This window comes from Porphyromonas sp. KLE 1280 (genome assembly GCF_000700805.1).
Lineage (GTDB): Bacteria > Bacteroidota > Bacteroidia > Bacteroidales > Porphyromonadaceae > Porphyromonas > Porphyromonas pasteri.
In genome coordinates this window covers 826284-845241 of the sequence record NZ_KL362962.1, presented here as the reverse complement: position 1 = coordinate 845241, position 18958 = coordinate 826284, and the positions used below count along the sequence as shown (strand labels likewise).

The window sequence follows — 18958 nt, the reverse complement described above, 5'->3', positions numbered from 1 at the left end:
GAAGCTTTAACGTGGTCAAATATACGAATAAGTACGCATACAGCCACGGCTCTCGGTACTTTGTCTTGGAGCGGAATGAATAGATAAGCCGACGCCCCGCATCAAGTAGTTGGTGCGGGGCGTCGGCTTGTATTTGGTAGGGTGTGCAGGCTACTTCTTCGGGGTGTAGAGGCGCATGCGCTTGATGATGACGTTTTTCAGTGGGCGGTTGTTGTCATCCGTCTCGACGCGCTGGATCTTATCGACAGTACCCCAGCCATCGAGCAGGCGACCAAAGACGGTATATCCGCCATCCAGATGTGCTGCACCACCCTGGAGCTTGTAGGCTTCGCGCTGCTCGGGCGTGTACTTCCACGAGCGACCAGCTTCCATCTCGTCCAGATCCATGTCGGTATAGTACTTCCCCGTGACGATATAGAACTGGCTGAAGGATGATTTCTTCTTGGGGTTGGTATCATCTCCCTCGCGGGCAGCACCGATATAGCCACGGACGTGGACGAACTTCTCGGGCATGATCTCTGCCTTTATCGTAGCTTCGTCGGAGTCGCCAGGGAGGGACTTCTCGCGGGAGAGACCGCGGGTCTTTAAGTTCCCAGCCTGGATCATGAAGTCCTTGATGACGCGGTGGAACTGTACGCCGTCAAAGGCATGTTGTCTGACAAGCTTGAGATAGTTGTCACGGTGGACGGGCGTCTCGTTGAAGAGCTCGATGATGAAGTTACCCTTCGTCGTCTCTACGAGGATCTGGGGGCGCTGCTCGCTCTGTGCGCTGACGATAGAGCTTAGGCTAAGGGCACAGAAGAGCGCGAGTAAGGGGCGGAAAAGCTGTCGCATGGAGTGTGTGATGTGTGAGATTAGGGGAGGAGTGGCATGCTGTCGTTGGACGCATCAGCTGTGGTGATGAAGGCCTTGGGGTCAAGATCCTTGACGAGCTTCTTGAGCATAGCGAAGTGCTTACGTTCGATGATGATGAAGAGCACCTCACGGGGCGTGCCTGAGTACATCCCTTGGCCGTGGAGGAAGGTGCCACGCACGCCGATTTGTCCGATGAGTACCTCGCGAAGCTCCTGTGGTTTGTCCGAGATGATGAAGACAGACTTGTGGGGATTCTGAGGCTGGAGTGCGTCGACGACCTTGCTGTAGACGAAGATTGCGATCCATGAATAGAGGGGGACACGCCAGTCTTGGAAGACCCACAGCCCTAAGAGGACGATCAGCGAGTCGATGAGCATGATCAGGGTGCTGACCTTCGTGTTGAACGCACGAGATAGTACGCGTGCCAAGGTATCGGTACCAGCGCAGGTACTTTGTGCCGTGAAGATCATCCATACACTTACTCCGAGCAGGGCCCCGCCGTAGAAGCTACAGAGAATAGACTCTTCGACGAGCGGACGACCGCCTGACCACGTCTCGATGAGGTCAGAAAAGAGAGCGACGAGGACGAAGGTCACGACGGTCTTGACTGCGGTGATCTTCCCAAGTCCCTTCATCGCCAGGAGGAAGAGTGGGATGTTGAAGACAAGAGCAATGGTACCAAGGCCCAATTCCAGCCCAAAGAGGCTGCGAGCGACCTCGCGGATGACGAGCGCTAAACCATAGACACCGCCCGGGCTAATATGTGCTGGGGCGAGGAAAAGACTGTAGCCAATGGCCAAAATGAAAGAGCCGAAGACGATGAGAAAGGCATCGAGCAGGAGCTGCTTCTTCGTTGTCGGAGCGGTAGGCATAGTGTATGAGGTAGATGTTTCTCTCACAAAGATAATTCCTCTGGTTGATTCTGCAGCCTCCCGAAGGGAGATCCCGCCGAAGCTACCTGACGAAGCTACTGGAAGTGATATGACTTCGCCTCAAAAGTTATATTACTTTTCACTGAAAGTTATATTACTTTTTCCAGCCCCTCCGAAAGCCTTGTGTAGGCAGGCTTTGTAGAGCCCTCCCGAATGACCTTCTGACCCGACAAAAAACGCCTTCCCCTCCCTTCGCCCGAGAGCGAAGGAAGGGGAAGGAAAAGCGCTGTTTGATCGCTGAATTAGAGGACGGGCAAAGCGGTGAACAGGACGTTGCCGCGCTAAAGGACCTCGAGCTGGGCGAAGCGCAGGAGGAGCTTTTTCGTCTCGCCGGTGTCGAAGGTGACGGTAGCCTTGGCATTGTCGCCACAGCCTTCGAGCTCGTCGATGACACCCGCACCGAAGCGCTTGTGCACGACACGTCCGCCGACAGCGAGCGCACCGATACGCTTGTGCTTCTCCTCGGGCGTGTCGCTCGCCTCTCTGCGCTCGATGAGGATACGGCGCGAAGGAGCGGGAGGAGCCGAACGGAAGACAGGGCGGTCGGAGAAGTCCGTCGGGAGGTCACCGCCTGCGGGACGTACTGCCTTGGGGCGGTCCCAGGGTGAGGCGTGACTGCTTAGCCTTGAGTCGAAGGTCACTAATTCCTTGGGGAGCTCACGGACGAAGCGGCTGGGGCGGCTGAACTCCGTGCGCCCGTTGCGGAAGCGCTCTCTCGCATAGCCGATATGACAAGTCTTCTCAGCACGCGTCAGGGCGACGTAGAAGAGTCGACGCTCTTCCTCCAGCTCCTTGCCCGTATTGCTCATCATCGAGGGGAAGAGATCTTCCTCCAGCCCTACGATAAATACGTGAGGGAACTCCAGTCCCTTCGCCGAGTGGACGGTCATCAGCGTGATGCAGTCCTCATCGTCGCCCGCCTTGTCTTGGTCGGTCATCAGCGCGATCTCGCTGAGGTAGACACCGAGTGAGGGCGTCTGGTCGGCCTCGAGAGCGGCGTGGATGTATTCGTCGATACCACCGAGCAGCTCCTGGATGTTCTCCACGCGAGCCTTGCCTTCGCTGGTGGTGTCGCTCTTGAGGTCGGCGAGGATGCCCGTCTCATTGATCACGCGCTCAGCGATCGCATAGAGATCGTCCTCCTGCTGGTTGTAGGTACGCAGGTCATCGAGGAGGGCGGCGAAGGCTTGTAGTCGGGCAGCTGTGGGCTTATTGACCTCCACGCCATAGGCGAGAGGGTCACGAAGGATCTGCATCATCGGCTGGCCTTGCTGTGAGGCGGCCTGACGTACACGCTGTACTGTCGTGTCGCCGATGCTTCGCTTGGGGTAATTGATGATACGCAGGAGCGCCTCTTCATCCAGCTCATTGACCAAGACGCGGAAGTAGGCGACGACGTCCATGATCTCCTTGTGGTCGAAGAACGAGCGCCCGCCATAGATGCGGAAGGGGAGTCCTACACGGCGGAAGACCTGCTCAAGGGTACGGCTCTGCGCATTGGTGCGGTAGAGGATAGCTACCGAGCTGTAGGGATTGCCATCACGATGAAGGCGCTGCACCTCGTCGGAGACCCAGAGGGCTTCGAGGTCACCCGTGAGTGCCTCATGCACGGTGATAGGCTCACCGACAGACTCCTCTGAGAAGACATCCTTGGGGATCTGGTACTCATTGTTTGCGATGATCTGCCCCGCAGCCTTGACGATGGTCTGCGTGGAGCGGTAGTTGCGCTCGAGCTTGAAGGTGCGGGCGTTGGGGAAGGTCTTCTCGAAGCTGAGGATATTATCCAAGTTTGCCCCACGGAAGGAGTAGATACTCTGAGCATCATCGCCGACGACGAAGATAGCACCCTTGTCCTGCATCAGCTGGCGTGCGATCATATACTGGGCGAAGTTGGTATCCTGATACTCGTCGATGAGGAGGTAGTCGATGCGATTCTGCCAGAGCTTCAGCACGTCGGGGTGCTGGCGGAAGAGGATATTGATCTGTAGCAGGAGGTCATCGAAGTCCATCGCATTGGAGCGCTTGAGCTCAGCCTCATAGTGCTGGTAGATCTCGTAGAGCTTCGGCAGGCCACTCTTCGCGTCGTACTTGAGGAAGTCGGTGTAGGAGGCGTAGGCACTGGCGGTGATGAGGCGGTTCTTCGCCGAGGAGATGCGGTTGTGCACGACATTGGGCTTGTAGACCTTGTCGTCGAGACCGAGCTGCTTGATGATGGCCTTGATACGGCTACGGCTGTCGGAGGTGTTGTAGATCGAGTAGTCCGAGGTGTAGCCAAGGAGGGGAGCATGCTGGCGGAGGATCTTCCCGAAGATCGAGTGGAAGGTACCCATATGGATCTGCCGAGCTACCGAGCCGACGTGGCGGGAGATACGCGCCTGCATCTCACGGGCGGCCTTGTTGGTGAAGGTCAGTGCCATGAGACCTGCGGGGTGATAGCCCGAGTCTAAGAGATAGAGGAGCTTGTAGACGAGGACGCGGGTCTTGCCGCTACCTGCGCCAGCGATGACCAGTGCGGGGCCATCGTTGTAGACGACGGCGGCACGCTGGGCTTCGTTGAGCTCACTGAGGTAGGGTAGGTCGAGGGTATCACTTGCACTCATGACGAGAGGGGTATATATAATAATGTAGGGGAGGGCCTATATGCCGAGCCCTTGCTTTGGGAGCTAAGGGCTTCTTTTGCCCCGCAAAGGTACAGCGAATCTCTCCATAATATATATAGGTAGGAGCCCCACAATGCGGTCGCATTGCGGGGCTCACTGCTCTTAGGGTGTCGCTGTCTCTGAGCTACAGCTTAGTGCTGCATGCCACGATAGCTGTGCCAGTCTCTACGCAAGCGATGGAGGAGGCGACGTGTGATGCGTACCCCTTCGGGGATAGCTCCGACGAGGAGCATGAAGAGAAAGAGACTGGGAAGACGATCCTTCCAGTTGTCACCAGCAGACTCTGCGTAATAGAGTAGCCAAGCGAGGAAGGCGTAAAGGATAGTGAGTAGGATTCGCTCCATAGGCATTATAAATTGTGGATTCAGTTGAGTTGCATGAGGGGAGCCTGAGGGCAAGTGTGTAGGTTGGTGTCGAGGATCACCCAGTGAAGATAGTACATTATTATCATATAGATGATTATCCTGTGGAGTGCCTTGTCGGCAGAGCTCCTCCAGCGTGGGCTGAGGGGCATATTATGAGACTATTGCCGCGAGTCCTGTCCTCTATTTAGAGTGCTAAGGCATCGCACGCCCAGCTCCCCGATATACCTCTCCGAAGTGATACATAAGCCCTTCGCCTTATCGCGAGTACTTCTCTTATCCAGCGGAGGGAAAAGTGTCCTTCTCGTGAAGGAAAAAGCGTTTGCCTGTAGTGGTTTTTCTCTATCTACGTACGTAGTCTTAAAGACCAGGCACGTCAGTCCAAATATCCACGTACGTAGATATTAGAGCCACGTACGTAGATCAAGCTTATCAGCCACTCGTCCACAACTTTTATCCCTACGTGGAGCAACAACCTAATATAGGTCACTGCTCCGACCTATATAGATCGACGTCGTGACCTATACTGGTCCGTGTGATGACCTATATAGGTTCGCCCGCCGACCAATATAGGTTGGTAGCACTCCCTTATGCGAGGGGTACGATAGACTCATAGAGAAATCTCTTGGCTTAGGGGGGGTGAGGGGGCTGTCAAAGGCGAGACAGAGAGCCGATTTATTCGTAACTTTGTGTACTATACATTCTTTCACGGTAGGCTCTGCTCGGGTCTTCCTTTCATTTATTAGATGCAAGACTTAGATATTCGTGGTGCCCGCGTGCACAACCTTAAGGACGTGGATGCTCATATCCCTCGCTACTCGCTGACGGTCTTTACCGGCCTGAGTGGGAGCGGGAAGTCCTCCTTGGCATTCGACACCATCTACGCTGAGGGCCAGCGTCGCTATATCGAGACGTTCAGCTCCTATGCCCGAGGCTTCCTTGGTGGAGGTCTCGAGCGCCCTGACGTCGATGAGATCACAGGTCTCGGCCCCGTCATATCTATCGAGCAGAAGACCACGAACCGCAATCCCCGCTCTACCGTCGGGACCGTCACGGAGATCTACGACTTCTTCCGCCTCCTCTATGCACGCGCAGGTACCGCTATATCGTACCTCTCGGGCAAGCCTATGGTGCGCTATACCGAGGAGCAGATCCTGGAGCTCCTCCTGGAGCGCTATGAGGGAAAGAAGGTCCTCCTCTTGGCCCCCGTCGTCAAGCAGCGTAAGGGGCATTACAAAGAGCTCTTCGAGCAGCTCCGCAAGAAGAGCTTCCTCACCGTCCGCGTCGACGGGGAGCTACGAGAGATCACCTACGGCATGAAGCTCGACCGCTACAAGCTCCATAGCGTCGAGGTACAGACCGACAAACTCACCATAGCGGAGAAGAACCGCGACCGCCTACTTGCCAGCCTCCGCCTGACCCTCAAGGAGGGTGATGGCGTGATGATGCTCCAGGAGATCGCCACAGGCGAGGTCGCTTACTTCAGCCGCCATCTGATGGACCCCGAGACGGGGCTATCATACAACGAGCCCGCACCGCACAACTTCTCCTTCAACTCGCCCAACGGCAGCTGTCCGCGCTGTAAGGGCCTCGGTGAAGTACGTGTCATTGATCTCGATAGCATCGTGCCCGACCGCACGAAGAGCATCTATGCTGGGGGCATTCTCCCCTTAGGGAAGTACCGCCGTACGCTGGTCTTCGCCCAGATCGAAGCCCTCTGCGCTAAGTATGAGGTCTCGATCAAGGATCCTATCTCCCAGCTGCCCGATGACCTACTCACAGAGATCGTCGAGGGCAGTGAAGAGGACTTAGTCCTGCTGGACGACCGCTTCACAGAGCTGCGTGGCGTACCCCTCTCCTATGATGGCCTCGGTGCCTACCTCATGGCACAGAGCGAAGAGGAGGAGAGCCCCCGAGATGCAGAGAAGTGGATGGCACAGTTCACCCGCGCAGAGGTCTGCCCTGAGTGCCATGGTGGACGCCTGAACAAGGAAGCCCTGCACTACTTCATCGGCGGGAAGAATATCGGTGAGGTCGCTTCGATGGAGCTGACGCACCTGGCCTCTTGGCTTGAGGGGCTGGAGGATAAGCTGACGGATCAGCAGCGCACCATCGCTACCGAGGTACTCAAGGAGATCCGTACCCGTCTGTCCTTCCTCCTGGATGTGGGCCTCGGCTACCTCTCTATGAACCGCATGACTGCCTCCCTCTCAGGGGGCGAGAGCCAGCGCATCCGTCTGGCGACGCAGATAGGTACTCAGCTTGTCGAGGTACTCTATATCCTCGATGAGCCGAGCATAGGCCTCCACCAGCGAGACAATGTGCGCCTCATCCATTCGCTGCAGAAGCTCCGTGATCTAGGGAATACCGTCATCGTCGTCGAGCATGACAAGGATATGATGCTCGAGGCAGACCATATCATCGATATGGGTCCGAAGGCAGGCCGCCTCGGTGGCGAGGTCGTCTTCTCAGGCTCGCCTGAGGCGATGATGCGAGCAGGTACGCTGACGGCACGCTATATCAGCGGTGTCGAGACCATCGAGATCGCCCCCGAGCGTCGCCCGATGACCGAGCGTCAGCTCCGCCTGACAGGCGCACGTGGCAATAACCTTCGTAGTATCGATGTCAGCCTCCCACTGGGTACCATGATATGTGTCGCTGGGGTATCGGGGAGTGGTAAGAGTACGCTCATCAATGAGACCCTGCTGCCGATCCTCAGTCAGCACCTCTATTCATCGCTGAAGGATCCGCTGCCCTATGATAGCATCGAGGGGCTGGAGTACGTCGACAAGGTCGTCGCCGTAGACCAGTCGCCTATCGGCCGTACGCCCCGTAGTAATCCTGCGACTTATACGGGCGTCTTCACCGATATCCGTAACCTCTTCGTGGGGCTTCCCGAGAGTAAGATGCGCGGCTACAAGCCTGGACGCTTCTCCTTCAACGTCTCGGGCGGACGCTGTGAGACCTGCTCGGGGAATGGCTACAAGACCATCGAGATGAACTTCCTCCCCGACGTCTTCGCTCCCTGCGAGGCTTGTCACGGACGTCGCTACAATAGAGAGACCCTCGAGGTGCGCTTCAAGGGCAAGTCCATCGCCGACGTCCTCGACATGACGATCAATGCGGCAGTGGAGTTCTTCGCTCACGTCCCCCATATCCTCAAGAAGCTCCAGGTCCTGCAGGATGTAGGTCTCGGCTATATCAAGCTCGGGCAGTCCTCGACGACCCTCTCTGGCGGAGAGAGCCAGCGTATCAAGCTGGCCTCCGAGCTCGCTAAGCGCGACACGGGGAAGACCGTCTATATCCTCGACGAGCCGACTACAGGTCTGCACTTCGAGGATATCCGCGTCCTCCTCGGCATCCTCAATCGCCTCGTCGATCGTGGGAATACCGTCATCATCATCGAGCATAACCTTGATGTCCTCAAGAGTGCCGACTATATCATCGAGATCGGTCCTGAGGGTGGGAAGGACGGTGGGCAGCTACTCTTCGCTGGTACTCCCGAGGCTTTGGCAAAGGTCAAGGATAGCCCTACGGCACCTTTCCTCGCCGACGAACTCAAGCTTGCTGGCCGTAAGAAGGCTTCACACAAATAGTAATAGTATGTTGTATTGAATAAACCCTTACCCCTAACACTATAACCACCACACCCATGAAACTTGGAAACCGTTTATCCAACAAGATCTGTCCCGACAACATGACGATCGAGGAGTGGCAGGTAGCCCTCCGCCGTGAGAACGCACGCGAGAGTGACTTCACCGTGGAGCACCTCGACAAGAACCGCATCTGGGGTGACTACCTCGTCTGTAGCAGCACCGGCCGCTACCGTGTCGCCTTCCGTGGCGTACAGAGCGATCGCAACTTCTGCTCCTGTCTGGACTTCCGTACCAATGGTCTCGGTACGTGTAAGCACCTCGAGGCGGTATCGCTCTTCCTCGAGGAGCACGTCCCAGGCTACCCCTGGGCTGGACTGAGCTATGCTGCCGAATACTCCTCTATCTATGTCAGCTACAAGGGCGGGCGTAGCATCCGTCTCCGTGTAGGCGATGCGTACCGTGCCGAGTACGAGCGTCTGAAGGAGAAGTACTTCTCTCCCGAAGGGATCCTCCCCGAGAGCAACTATCACCTCCTCGAGCAGATCTGTGAGGAGGCACTGGCGATCTCATCCTCCTTCCGCTGCTACGAGGATGTGCAGGAGTTCGCAGAGGAGTGTGCCCAACTCAGTCAGTGGAAGACCGAGCTCAGCTCTGCCTATCCCGAGAAGGCTATCCCTTGGGATAAGAAGCAGATCAATCCTGCTTACTCCGAGGTCGAGCACCTGCTCTATGACCTCTGCTTGAATGGCTTTGGCTTCATCGTCGGTCTCAAGCATCCCTTCTATATGCACCTCTTGGCTCGCCTCGTCGAGGAGGTCTATCAGGGAGAGGTCGAGCGCAACAAGGGCTATATCATCGTAGGGAATGAGACTGATGTCCTGCTCTGGCAGTCCGTCCTCCTGCAGTACAGCGAGTACATCCATCTGCCCGTGCAGGTGGTCTCACAGCAGACCTTCCTCAAGCAGCCCATACAGCAGGGGGCGAAGGCAACCTTCGTCTACGTCAATGATGCCGACTGCTTGAAGGAGTGGAAGAACCCCGTCTCGCTCGCCATCAAGCGCCTCGAGATCAAGCATCTCTACATGCATGTCGAGACGCTCCAGCACTTCACTCCTGTGCAGCTCTCCTCGATCCTGCAACACATCAATCCCTTCATCATCGGGCCCTTCTACAAGTTCATCCACACGTACCGCCCGATGTTCCCCCTCCGTGAGCGTGCTGACTTCCTCCCTCCCGAGATGCAGCCCTTCACGTTCTTCGTGACGCAGGTGCTCTTGACGGCGCTCGTCCTCCCCTCGGGAGATGCTCCTTCGTCGGCTCCTCTGCCGGTAGAGGAGATGCTGACCCCCGAGACGCGTGTGACGAAGTTCCTCTCCCTGCTCGGCGAGATCCTCGACGACCCGAAGTCTACCGAGATCCTTCGTGAGCGGATCGCCCGTGGTGCAGGCTTGCGGTAGCTTGTCTAAGTAGTCTATTTAGATTACCTTTGCACTCAATTTGTTAGGGTGTTGTGGACAGAGATCTCACCTCCTTACCCGACCCGACAGATATTACGAATAAGCATAGTATACATTAAAATAATAAAAGACGAATGGCTGTATCGATTAAGCAGACCTCCGATGTAGCAGCTGTCATCACCGTCCAGGTGAGTGCAGCAGACTACCAACCCCAAGTAGATAAGGCACTGAAGAACTATCAGAAGAATGCTTCTATCCCTGGCTTCCGTAAGGGCCACGCACCCCTCGGCCTCATCAAGAAGCAGGTAGGCACCTCGGTCAAGGTCGAGGAAATCAACCGTGCTGTCGTCAGCGCTCTCTTCGGCTATATCGACGAAGAGAAGCTCCAGATCCTCGGCAATCCCCTGCCCGTAGAGGACGCTAAGGAGTACGACTTCGCTACGGAAGAGAACTTCGAATTCTCCTACGACGTAGCCCTCGCTCCTAAGATCGAAGCTAAGCTCGAGAAGAAGGACAAGCTCACCTACTACCGCATCGTCGCTACCAAGGAAATGGAAGACGAGCAGATCAAGCGTATGCTTGAGAACGCTGGTAAGCAGATCGAAGCTGACACTGTAGAGGACAACGACGTCGTCTACGGCCGTGCCCTCGAGCTCGCTGATGGTCAGCCCAAGGAAGGCGGTATCGAAGCTGCTCAGGCGCTGATCCTCCCCCGCTTCACTAAGAGTGAAGCTGAGAAGGCTAAGCTCATCGGTGCTAAACTCGGTGATACGATCACCTTCGAGCCCTTCGCTCTCTATGACGGTCAGGCTGCTGAGATCGCTTCACTCCTCCAGATCGAGAAGGAAGCTGTCCCCGCCCTCGAGGGTGTAGCCTTCTCCTACCAGATCACGAAGATCTCACGCCGCGAAGCTGCTGAGCTCAACGAAGCCTTCTTCACCGAAGCCTTCGGCGAAGGTAGCGACATCCGCAGCGAAGAAGCTCTGCGTAAGAACATCCAGGAGAGTTTCGCTGAGCAGTTCGCCACCGAGAGTGACTTTAAGTTCACGCGTGACCTGCGTGCCCTCCTTCTGAAGAAGGCTGGCAAGGTAGCTTACGACGAAGCTCTGCTCAAGCGCATCTTCCTCGCTCGCAACGCTGAGGCTAAGGTCGAAGATCTCGATCGTGACATGCCACAGATCCTCGATGACATCACCTTCGACCGCATCAAGGGTCAGCTCCTCGAGGCTGCTGGTGTGCAGATCTCTGATGAGGACGTCAATAAGTTCGCCCTCATCGTAGCTAAGAATCAGTTCGCTATGTACGGCATGACTTCTGTGCCCGACGAACTGCTTGAGAACTACGCTCAGAGCATGCTCAAGGATGAGCGCACGAAGGAGAACCTCATCGACCGCGTCGCTGACTCCAAGCTCGCTGCTATCGCTAAGGAAGCGATCACCGTCACGGAGAAGGAAGTATCTCCCGAAGACTTCAACAAGCTGATGAGCGAAGACACGAAGGCTTAAGCCCCGCCGTCTTCCCTGCAGATAGATAGACAGAAGCCCCGTCGCAGATCCCTGCGGCGGGGCTTTTTGTATTATCTGGTATTGAGAGATTGGTATTTAATAAGAAGTTTCCTACCTTTACCATCAAGATAGACAAGGAGAGACACACCGACACACCTACGCGATCCTCTCCGACCAGCGCATTACCCTCACCGACGTACCTTCTCCCTATGGCTGAGCGATAAGTCTTAAACGCATGCCCTGAGTACCTCTTCATTCACGAGAGTAGGCACTCCGAGTAGACCCGCACAGCCGTACCATCCTCTCTCAGACCCTCCCTTCCCGCTGCGAACACCAACCTACACGAGTAGGGGAGAGTCTTTAATCGATGTGTATCTCATCACTCTCCAGCAGGGGGGCGGATGAGGTCCACTCCACCCGTCGTCAGATCCCATCCGTTTCACCTTAGTTACCCAAAGACGCAAATGAAGAAGAGTTTACTCTTACTCCTATTCCTAACTCTTTCGATAGGAGTAGCATGGGCTCAAAAGAAGCAGATCACCGTCAAGGGGATCGTCCTCTCTGTGGAGGACAAAGAGCCCATCGTCCCGGCCTCAGTCCAGTCTGTAGACTATCCCAACATCGGTACGCTGACCGACCCGAAGGGACGCTTCACCCTTCATCTCCCCGAGGGAGCTCGCACGCTACGTGTGTCGAGCGTCGGCTATGCCAGTAAGGTCGTCACCATCACGGGCAAAGAACTTCGCATCCTCCTGGACAACGATGAGCAGGCCATCGACAAGGTTGTCATCGTAGCCTATGGTACGCAGAAGAAGCAGAGCCTCGTCGGGGCACAAGCCTCGATCAGTGGCAAGCAGCTTGCAGCCCGACCTATCTCTAATGCCTCGAACGCTCTGGCCGGTGCTGCCGCAGGGGTGCAGGTCACGACCTCATCGGGTCAGCCTGGCTCCGAAGCAGATATCCGTATCCGTGGCTTCGGCTCGGTCAATGCCTCCTCAGCCCCTCTGTACGTCGTCGACGGTGCCGTCTATACGGGCCGTATCTCGGATATCGCTCAGCAGGATATCGCTGATATCTCTGTGCTGAAGGACGCTGCTGCCACCGCCCTCTACGGCTCCAGTGCAGGTAATGGGGTTATCCTCATCACCACGAAGCGCAATGCTGGGCAGGCTGGTCAGCCTCACTTTACCTTCTCTACCAGCCAAGGATTCTCCGTCCGTGGGCTTCCTGAGTACGATAAGATCGGTACCATGGATCACTACAAGGTCCGCTGGCAGCAGTGGTACAACACGCTACGCTACAATGAGCGCAATAAGAATAAGACTGATGAAGAGCTCGGTACGATCGCAGCTCTCCAGACCTATCAAGCGCTGAAGTACAATCCCTATAGTGGTATCGACTCCTACTATCGTAAGGACGCCAATGGGGTCTATCATCTCTCTAAGGGTGGCCCTGCTAAGGGTGCTTATCCTGGTATACTCCTTCCTACTGGTGAGCTGAATCCCGAGATCAATGGCCTCCTCTATGGCGATGACCTCGACTGGTACAATGCCTTCTACCGCACGGGCCATCGTGGTGAGTACACGCTCAGTGGAGGTCTCCGTACCGATAAGCTCCAGTCATACCTCTCGCTGAACTACCTCAACGAGCGTGGCTTCATGATCGAGTCAGGCTACAAGCGCTACAACCTCCGTGCTAACCTCTCGTATGATATCCGCCCCTGGCTGACGCTCGGTACGAACATTGGGCTGACGCACACACGCTCCGAAGGTCCTCGCTCGCTCGGTGGTGCTTCTGCCAATGGTGCACACTTCTCCCAGACTGTCGCTCCTATCTATCCGATCCATGTCCACGACCCGCTGACGGGAGCATACGTCCTCGATGACCGCGGGAATAGGATCTATGACCACAGCGGCACCCGCCCCTATCGTAAGAACTACAATACGATCGAGCTGGCTTACCTTGACCACAATGAGTCGCTGCGTGATGCCTTGATGGGCCGTGCACATCTCGATATTAAGCCTATTGATGGGCTTAAGCTCTCACTTCAGGTAGCTTACGACCAGCGTAATACCCGCTCTAAGGTCCGATTCAATAATAAGACGGGGGATAATCCTCAGGGTGTGCTCAATGTGGATGTAGGTCGTGGCACGACTCTGACCTTCACACAGCTCGCTAACTACACGAAGAAGCTGGGTAAGGATCATGAGTTCGAAGGGCTCATCGCCCATGAGAGCTATGATCTCGAGACCTTCGGTATGTCGGGCTCGAAGGAGTTCCTGAAGTTCATCGTCATCGATGAGCTCTCCAACTATACCAAGGTACGCTCGGTCAACTCCAGCACCGATGTCTATCGCAAGGAAAGTTACTTCGGTCGCTTCAACTACAACTACAGCGACCGCTACAATCTCTCACTGGCCTACCGCCGAGATGGCTCCAGCCGCTTCCATAAGAACAGCCGCTGGGGGAACTTCTGGGCTGTCGGTGCTGGGTGGAATATCAACTCCGAGAAGTTCATGAAGAACGTCTCTTGGGTCAACCGCCTCAAGCTCCGTGGCTCCTATGGGCAGACGGGGAATGACGGTCTATCTAGCTACTATCCCTATCAGACTACCTACGGCTCCAGCAATAACCTCGATGAGCCTGGGCTGCGTGTAGCACATGTCGGGAATACCGACCTGACGTGGGAAACTCAGATTACCTCTGACGTAGCTCTTGAATTCGGTCTCTTTGACCGAATCGATGGTACGATCGAAGTCTTCAACAAGGAGTCGAAGGACCTGCTCTTCCAGTATGAGCTCGCTGCCTCGACGGGTGTCGCCAGCATCGACCGTAATATTGGTAAGGTCCGCAACTATGGTCTCGAGCTCGAGCTCGGCGCTAAGATCCTGCGTATCGGTGACTTCTCCTGGAGCCTGCGCGCTAACGCTACGTGGCTGAAGAATAAGATCGTCAAGCTCCCTGACCTCAATCGTGAGGATGGTATCATCGTCGGGACGAAGAAGTATTTGGAAGGTCGTAGTCTCTATGACTACTACCTCTACGAATACCTCGGGGTAGATCCAGCTGATGGTAAGGCTATGTACCGTCTCGACCGGGAGAAGTATCCTGATGAACCTGGCCTCGAAGCTACGGGTGAGCGCGCTACCTACACGAAGAATGGGGAAAAGGCTCGCAAGCACTATGCGGGCTCATCTATCCCTGATGTCTATGGTGGCTTCTCCACGAACTTCCGCTACAAGGATATTGGCCTCAACTTCGTCTTTGCCTATCAGATCGGTGGTAAGTCCTACGATGGTCTTTATCAGAGCATGATGTCACGTGACCTTACTACGGGGACAGCTATGCACCCTGACCTCTATCGTGCTTGGCGCAAGCCTGGGCAGGTCACTGACGTCCCTCGCCTCGATGCAGACCCACAGAACTTCTCGACGATGACCTCTGACCGCTGGCTCATCTCTTCGACTGCCCTTGCACTGAAGAGTATCTCGATGAGCTACGATCTCCCCAAGCGCTTCGCTAAGAAGCTCGGGGTCGATGGTGTTGGCCTCACCTTCGCTGCTGAGAACCTCTTTATCCTCTCCAAGAGAAAAGGGCTCAACCCCTTCAGCGGCTACACAGGAGTCCATAACTCTGTCGGCTATGCTGCTGCCCGCACCTTCACTACGACTCTCAATGTCACCTTCTAATCTTTGCCTACGATCATGAAGAGATTGCATACATACCTTGCTATAGCTGCTGGTGTGACCTTGCTCACGCTCCCAGCATGCAAGAAGGACTTCCTCGAAACGTCCTCCACCACCTCACTGGGGGACAAGCAAGCTGAAGGGACCCAAGAAGGGCTCTTGGGGATCGTCAATGGGCTACATAGTATGATGTACGCCTATAACTTTGGTCAGGGCTTCGGGGCTGGAGCACCTTCGCTCAACCTGCGCCTTGACCTGATGAGCGACGATGTCATCAATACGCAGCCTGCTTCCCTAAGAGAGTACACCTATCTGGGAGCGCATAATGAGCGTGGGGATGACGTCATCAACTTCCGGGCTTGGGACTTCTACTATACCCTCATCCAGCACACGAATATCGCTATCCGAGGCTTCAAGAAAACCCTGACAGAAGAGGAGCGTAAGGATAAGAAGATCCGCTACTCCGTAGGGGAAGCCTATGCCTTCCGCGCCTATGCTTATCATCAGCTTGTCCAGCTCTATGCTAAGCGCTACAATGCCTCGACGGCAGCCAGCGATCCTGGGGTCGTCATGCGTACTGATGAAGCGACTAACGCTCAGCTCTACGAAAAGGCTCGCCGTGGTACGGTCGCTGAAGCCTATGCGCTCATCGAGTCGGACCTGAAGATGGCTATGGAGACGCTCAAGGATCTGGATCAGAATAATTCGCGCAACCACCTACGCTACTCGACGGTCTGTGGTATCGCTGCGCGTGTGGCTCTCTGTAAGTCCGACTGGGCTGCAGCGGAGACCTATGCTAAGGAGGCTATCGCAAACGCTAACTCTAAGCTCCAGGTGGGTGAAGAGCTCCTCGATGGCTTCAACGATTACACCGCCAACGAGTGGATGTGGGGCTACCGCTATGCTGAGACGCAGAACCAAGGCTATGGTACCTTCCTCGCCCAGTACTCGACGAATTTCGATAACGGCTGGCAGGACCACTTCCGCTTCGCTGTGAACCGAAATATCTTCGACCAGCTGGGACCCAATGACGTACGTCGCAAGTGGTGGTACTGCTATGACCTGGATCAGAACATCCCAGAGAATGTTGATGCCGGCTACCTCCCTCTGATTAGTGGAGTGCCAGGCTTTGAGATCACGGGGCAGTGCATGAAGTATCGTGTACAGAATCATGCCTCAAGTAAGGGCGACGTCCTCATCATGCGACTCGGCGAGATGTACTACATCCAGGCGGAGGCTGAGGCTCGTCAGGGTAAGAGTACGGCAGCTCAGACGACGCTCTACACGGTAGTGAAGACGCGCGATGCTGACTTCGTACAGCCCACGGAGACGGGGGATGCCCTGATCGAGAAGATCTTTCTGCACAAGCGCCTGGATCTCCTCTTCGAGGGGGTACGCTTCTTCGATATGAAGCGCCTGGGTATCGTGCCCAATCGCCTTGCAGCGAAGAACTTCCAGATCATTAAGGACTTCGCCGGTCCTGGTGGTGGTGAGACGAAGTACCAGGAGGCTATCGCGAAGAACCAAAATGCATCCTTCGAGACAATGCCTAAGACGCCCGACGATAAGAACTGGCAGTTCAAGATCCCTTACTCAGAGATCAAGGTCAATCCTCTCTGTCAGCAGAATCCTTAGGGCTCTCTGTACTGACTAAACGAATTAGCCCCTACGACTCACTGTGAGTCGTAGGGGCTAATTCGTATCTAAGGGGTATGGAGCTGAGGCTACCAGCCACCGGTGGCACCACCACCACCCGAGGAGCCTCCACCGAAGCTGCCTCCGCCAAATCCGCCGCCGAAGCCTCCGCCACCCCAGCCGCCTCTATTGCGACCTGAGTTGAGTAGAGCGCCGAGGAGCATGCCTCTCAAGAGCTCATCATTATCTGACTGACGGCGATGGTCGCTATGCGAATCGTGTCCGCAGTTGCGACAGCGGTAGTGTCGTCGCTCATAGCGCCCTCCATCGATGAGCTCTGTACGCTCAAGGGCTACCGTGCGGGCTCCACAGTGCTCGCAGCGTGTCCATGCGTCACTGATGTCACGCCCAGCGGTCTCCGCATAGTGACAGTGGCTACACTGATAGACCGAGTAGGGGCGTGAGCCGATCTCCATCTCCTTCTGCTCGGCAGGCGTCAGATAGCGCCAGGCCTCAGCCGGAGCGAGGGGAGCCATCTTATCCTGTCTACACTGCGGGCAGGAGCTGGCGAGGTGGCGTATTTCGTTCAGCACCCGACGTGCATAGAAGTGATAGAGTAGCCCTACGGGCAGGCAGATGATGTAGAGTAGGATGGGGTGGGTCTTAGCTCGGGCTTCGATCAGAGGAAGGCGCTCTCTGGCTAAGCGCGGTGTGCGGCTACGGAGCTTCTCCTCATAGAGGCTGGAGAAGGCGCTATATCCAGCAGAGAATACCAAGACACCGTAGAGGAGCCACAGCATGAAGGTGAAGGACTCCCCTTCGCCACGTGCTGTCCTGCGGTCGGAGGTGTACTCCTCTCCTTGGAGTACCTTACCTACGGCCACGACACCATTATATATCGCTCCGTCATAGTCCCCTTCGCGCATCAGCGGGATGATGTACTGTCGCTGGATACGGCTGGCACGGACGTCGGTCAATATCCCCTCCATCCCATAGCCAGTCTCGAAGCGCACCTTACGCTGGTCCATGACGACCAGCAGCAGGAGCCCATCATTGCGGGTCTTCGAGCCCAAGCCCCATAGCCTAAAGAGGTCCGTGGAGAAGCTCTCGATATCTCGCTCCCCGATACTCGGGAGTATGACCGTGGCGAACTCTACCCCCGTCGTGCGACGGATCTCGTAGAGTGCCGCATCGATGCGCTCTCGCCCCTCAGCACTGATGTAGCCCTCGGGGTCGGAGAGCAGACGCGTGCTGTCGGTCGTGAAGACATTCGGTACGAGCTCGGGCGTATAGACCGTCCCCTCGGCCCAGAGACCGAGTGGGAAGAGGCTAATGAGGGCGAGCAGGAGGAGATGTCGGAGCGCTCTATCCATCCTGTAGCGCATAGTCGTTTAGTGGGGAATTACTTCTCCGTAGAGAAGTCGACGGTGGGTGCTACTTCGCTACCAGCCTGAGCCGTGAAGTAGGGGCGCTCACGGAAGCCTGCGAGCCCAGCGACGATGACGGTGGGGAACTTGTTGCGGTGCGTGTTGTACTGCTGAGCAGCGTCATTGAAGTCGCGGCGAGCCGTAGTGATACGGTTTTCCGTCCCTTCGAGCTGTGAGGAGAGGTCACGGAACTGCTCGTTAGCCTTCAGGTCGGGGTACTTCTCTACGACGACCATCAGACGAGAGAGGGCAGAGGAGAGAGCATCCTGATTCTGCTGGAAGCGCTTCAGTGCAGCTTCGTCCATATCGTTGGCATTGATCGTCGTCGAGGTAGCCTTGCTGCGGGCATTGATGACGCCTTCGAGGGTCTCACGCTCGTGAGAAGTATAGCCCTTGACGACATTCACCAGATTGGGGATGAGGTCACTACGACGCTGGTACTGGTTCTCTACCTGGCTCCACTTGTTCTTGACATTCTGGTCAATAGTGACGAGGCCGTTGTACTTAGAGATCCCCCAGATGGCGAGGAGGACGATGACAGCTACTGCAATAGCCCACTTAGGGAATTTCATTGTTTGCTTACTGTTTTAGGCCGTCTCAGGGGAGTATATCCCGACAAGACGACGGAGGTTAGTGAATACTTACTTCTTGATGTACTATGTACAAAGACTGTGCCAAGGTACATAAAAAGTCGGACTTCTTTGCGTTGCAGGCCTTTCTCTTCTTGAGTCAGATAGAGGGCTATGGGCGTGGGTGATATAGCCTTCTATGGAGGGTAATGGCTCCCAGCTATAGTCCGCTCCTTCGCATGTCATAGGTGGGGGGATATGAACCTATATTGGT

At 55.8% G+C, this 18958-nt stretch carries 11 protein-coding genes; 5 read left to right on the top strand and 6 right to left on the bottom strand.

Features of this window, described 5'->3' with window-relative positions:
* Positions 1 to 150 precede the first annotated feature (150 nt).
* The 4 genes from HMPREF1121_RS03250 to HMPREF1121_RS03235 form a co-directional block, all read right to left on the bottom strand.
* Entirely contained in the window at positions 151 to 834 is a 684-nt protein-coding gene (locus HMPREF1121_RS03250) for a peptidylprolyl isomerase (RefSeq protein ID WP_044114611.1), read from the bottom strand.
* A 20-nt stretch (positions 835 to 854) separates the two neighbouring features.
* Positions 855 to 1727, bottom strand: a complete 873-nt coding sequence (locus tag HMPREF1121_RS03245) for a YitT family protein (RefSeq protein WP_044114610.1) — start codon at positions 1725 to 1727, stop codon at positions 855 to 857.
* Positions 1728 to 2068: 341 nt separating this feature from the next.
* Entirely contained in the window at positions 2069 to 4387 is a 2319-nt protein-coding gene (locus HMPREF1121_RS03240; protein WP_044114609.1) for an ATP-dependent helicase, read from the bottom strand.
* Positions 4388 to 4578: 191 nt separating this feature from the next.
* On the bottom strand, positions 4579 to 4791 hold the full coding sequence (locus HMPREF1121_RS03235; protein ID WP_044114608.1) for a hypothetical protein: 213 nt from the start codon (positions 4789 to 4791) through the stop codon (positions 4579 to 4581).
* A 764-nt stretch (positions 4792 to 5555) separates the two neighbouring features.
* On the opposite strand from HMPREF1121_RS03235, the gene uvrA reads away from it, so the two are divergent.
* The 5 genes from uvrA (at position 5556) to HMPREF1121_RS03210 (ending at position 16688) form a co-directional block, all read left to right on the top strand.
* Complete coding sequence (uvrA, locus tag HMPREF1121_RS03230) at positions 5556 to 8405, top strand: excinuclease ABC subunit UvrA (RefSeq protein WP_044114607.1); 2850 nt, start codon at positions 5556 to 5558, stop codon at positions 8403 to 8405.
* Between the two features lie 56 nt (positions 8406 to 8461).
* Positions 8462 to 9862, top strand: a complete 1401-nt coding sequence (locus HMPREF1121_RS03225) for a hypothetical protein (protein WP_044114606.1) — start codon at positions 8462 to 8464, stop codon at positions 9860 to 9862.
* A 134-nt stretch (positions 9863 to 9996) separates the two neighbouring features.
* Complete coding sequence (tig, locus tag HMPREF1121_RS03220) at positions 9997 to 11367, top strand: trigger factor (RefSeq protein ID WP_044114605.1); 1371 nt, start codon at positions 9997 to 9999, stop codon at positions 11365 to 11367.
* Positions 11368 to 11831: 464 nt separating this feature from the next.
* Entirely contained in the window at positions 11832 to 15056 is a 3225-nt protein-coding gene (locus tag HMPREF1121_RS03215) for a SusC/RagA family TonB-linked outer membrane protein (protein ID WP_044114604.1), read from the top strand.
* A gap of 15 nt (positions 15057 to 15071) precedes the next feature.
* The gene (locus tag HMPREF1121_RS03210) at positions 15072 to 16688 is read left to right on the top strand and encodes a RagB/SusD family nutrient uptake outer membrane protein (RefSeq protein WP_044114603.1); all 1617 of its coding nucleotides are present in this window, start codon (positions 15072 to 15074) and stop codon (positions 16686 to 16688) included.
* A gap of 89 nt (positions 16689 to 16777) precedes the next feature.
* On the opposite strand, the gene HMPREF1121_RS03205 is transcribed toward HMPREF1121_RS03210, so the two are convergent.
* The gene (locus HMPREF1121_RS03205; protein ID WP_084151925.1) at positions 16778 to 18073 is read right to left on the bottom strand and encodes a TPM domain-containing protein; all 1296 of its coding nucleotides are present in this window, start codon (positions 18071 to 18073) and stop codon (positions 16778 to 16780) included.
* Between the two features lie 17 nt (positions 18074 to 18090).
* Positions 18091 to 18687, bottom strand: coding sequence for a LemA family protein (locus HMPREF1121_RS03200; RefSeq protein ID WP_044114601.1), 597 nt, complete (start codon positions 18685 to 18687; stop codon positions 18091 to 18093).
* Positions 18688 to 18958 lie beyond the last annotated feature (271 nt).

Bases quoted from the DNA above. Each gene is read 5' to 3' on its own strand.
- HMPREF1121_RS03235 (WP_044114608.1), bottom strand. From the start codon at position 4,791: ATGGAGCGAATCCTACTCACTATCCTTTACGCCTTCCTCGCTTGGCTA.
- HMPREF1121_RS03200 (WP_044114601.1), bottom strand. From the start codon at position 18,687: ATGAAATTCCCTAAGTGGGCTATTGCAGTAGCTGTCATCGTCCTCCTC.
- HMPREF1121_RS03215 (WP_044114604.1), top strand. From the start codon at position 11,832: ATGAAGAAGAGTTTACTCTTACTCCTATTCCTAACTCTTTCGATAGGA.
- uvrA (WP_044114607.1), top strand. From the start codon at position 5,556: ATGCAAGACTTAGATATTCGTGGTGCCCGCGTGCACAACCTTAAGGAC.
- HMPREF1121_RS03210 (WP_044114603.1), top strand. From the start codon at position 15,072: ATGAAGAGATTGCATACATACCTTGCTATAGCTGCTGGTGTGACCTTG.
- HMPREF1121_RS03205 (WP_084151925.1), bottom strand. From the start codon at position 18,073: ATGCGCTACAGGATGGATAGAGCGCTCCGACATCTCCTCCTGCTCGCC.
- HMPREF1121_RS03245 (WP_044114610.1), bottom strand. From the start codon at position 1,727: ATGCCTACCGCTCCGACAACGAAGAAGCAGCTCCTGCTCGATGCCTTT.
- HMPREF1121_RS03225 (WP_044114606.1), top strand. From the start codon at position 8,462: ATGAAACTTGGAAACCGTTTATCCAACAAGATCTGTCCCGACAACATG.
- tig (WP_044114605.1), top strand. From the start codon at position 9,997: ATGGCTGTATCGATTAAGCAGACCTCCGATGTAGCAGCTGTCATCACC.
- HMPREF1121_RS03250 (WP_044114611.1), bottom strand. From the start codon at position 834: ATGCGACAGCTTTTCCGCCCCTTACTCGCGCTCTTCTGTGCCCTTAGC.
- HMPREF1121_RS03240 (WP_044114609.1), bottom strand. From the start codon at position 4,387: ATGAGTGCAAGTGATACCCTCGACCTACCCTACCTCAGTGAGCTCAAC.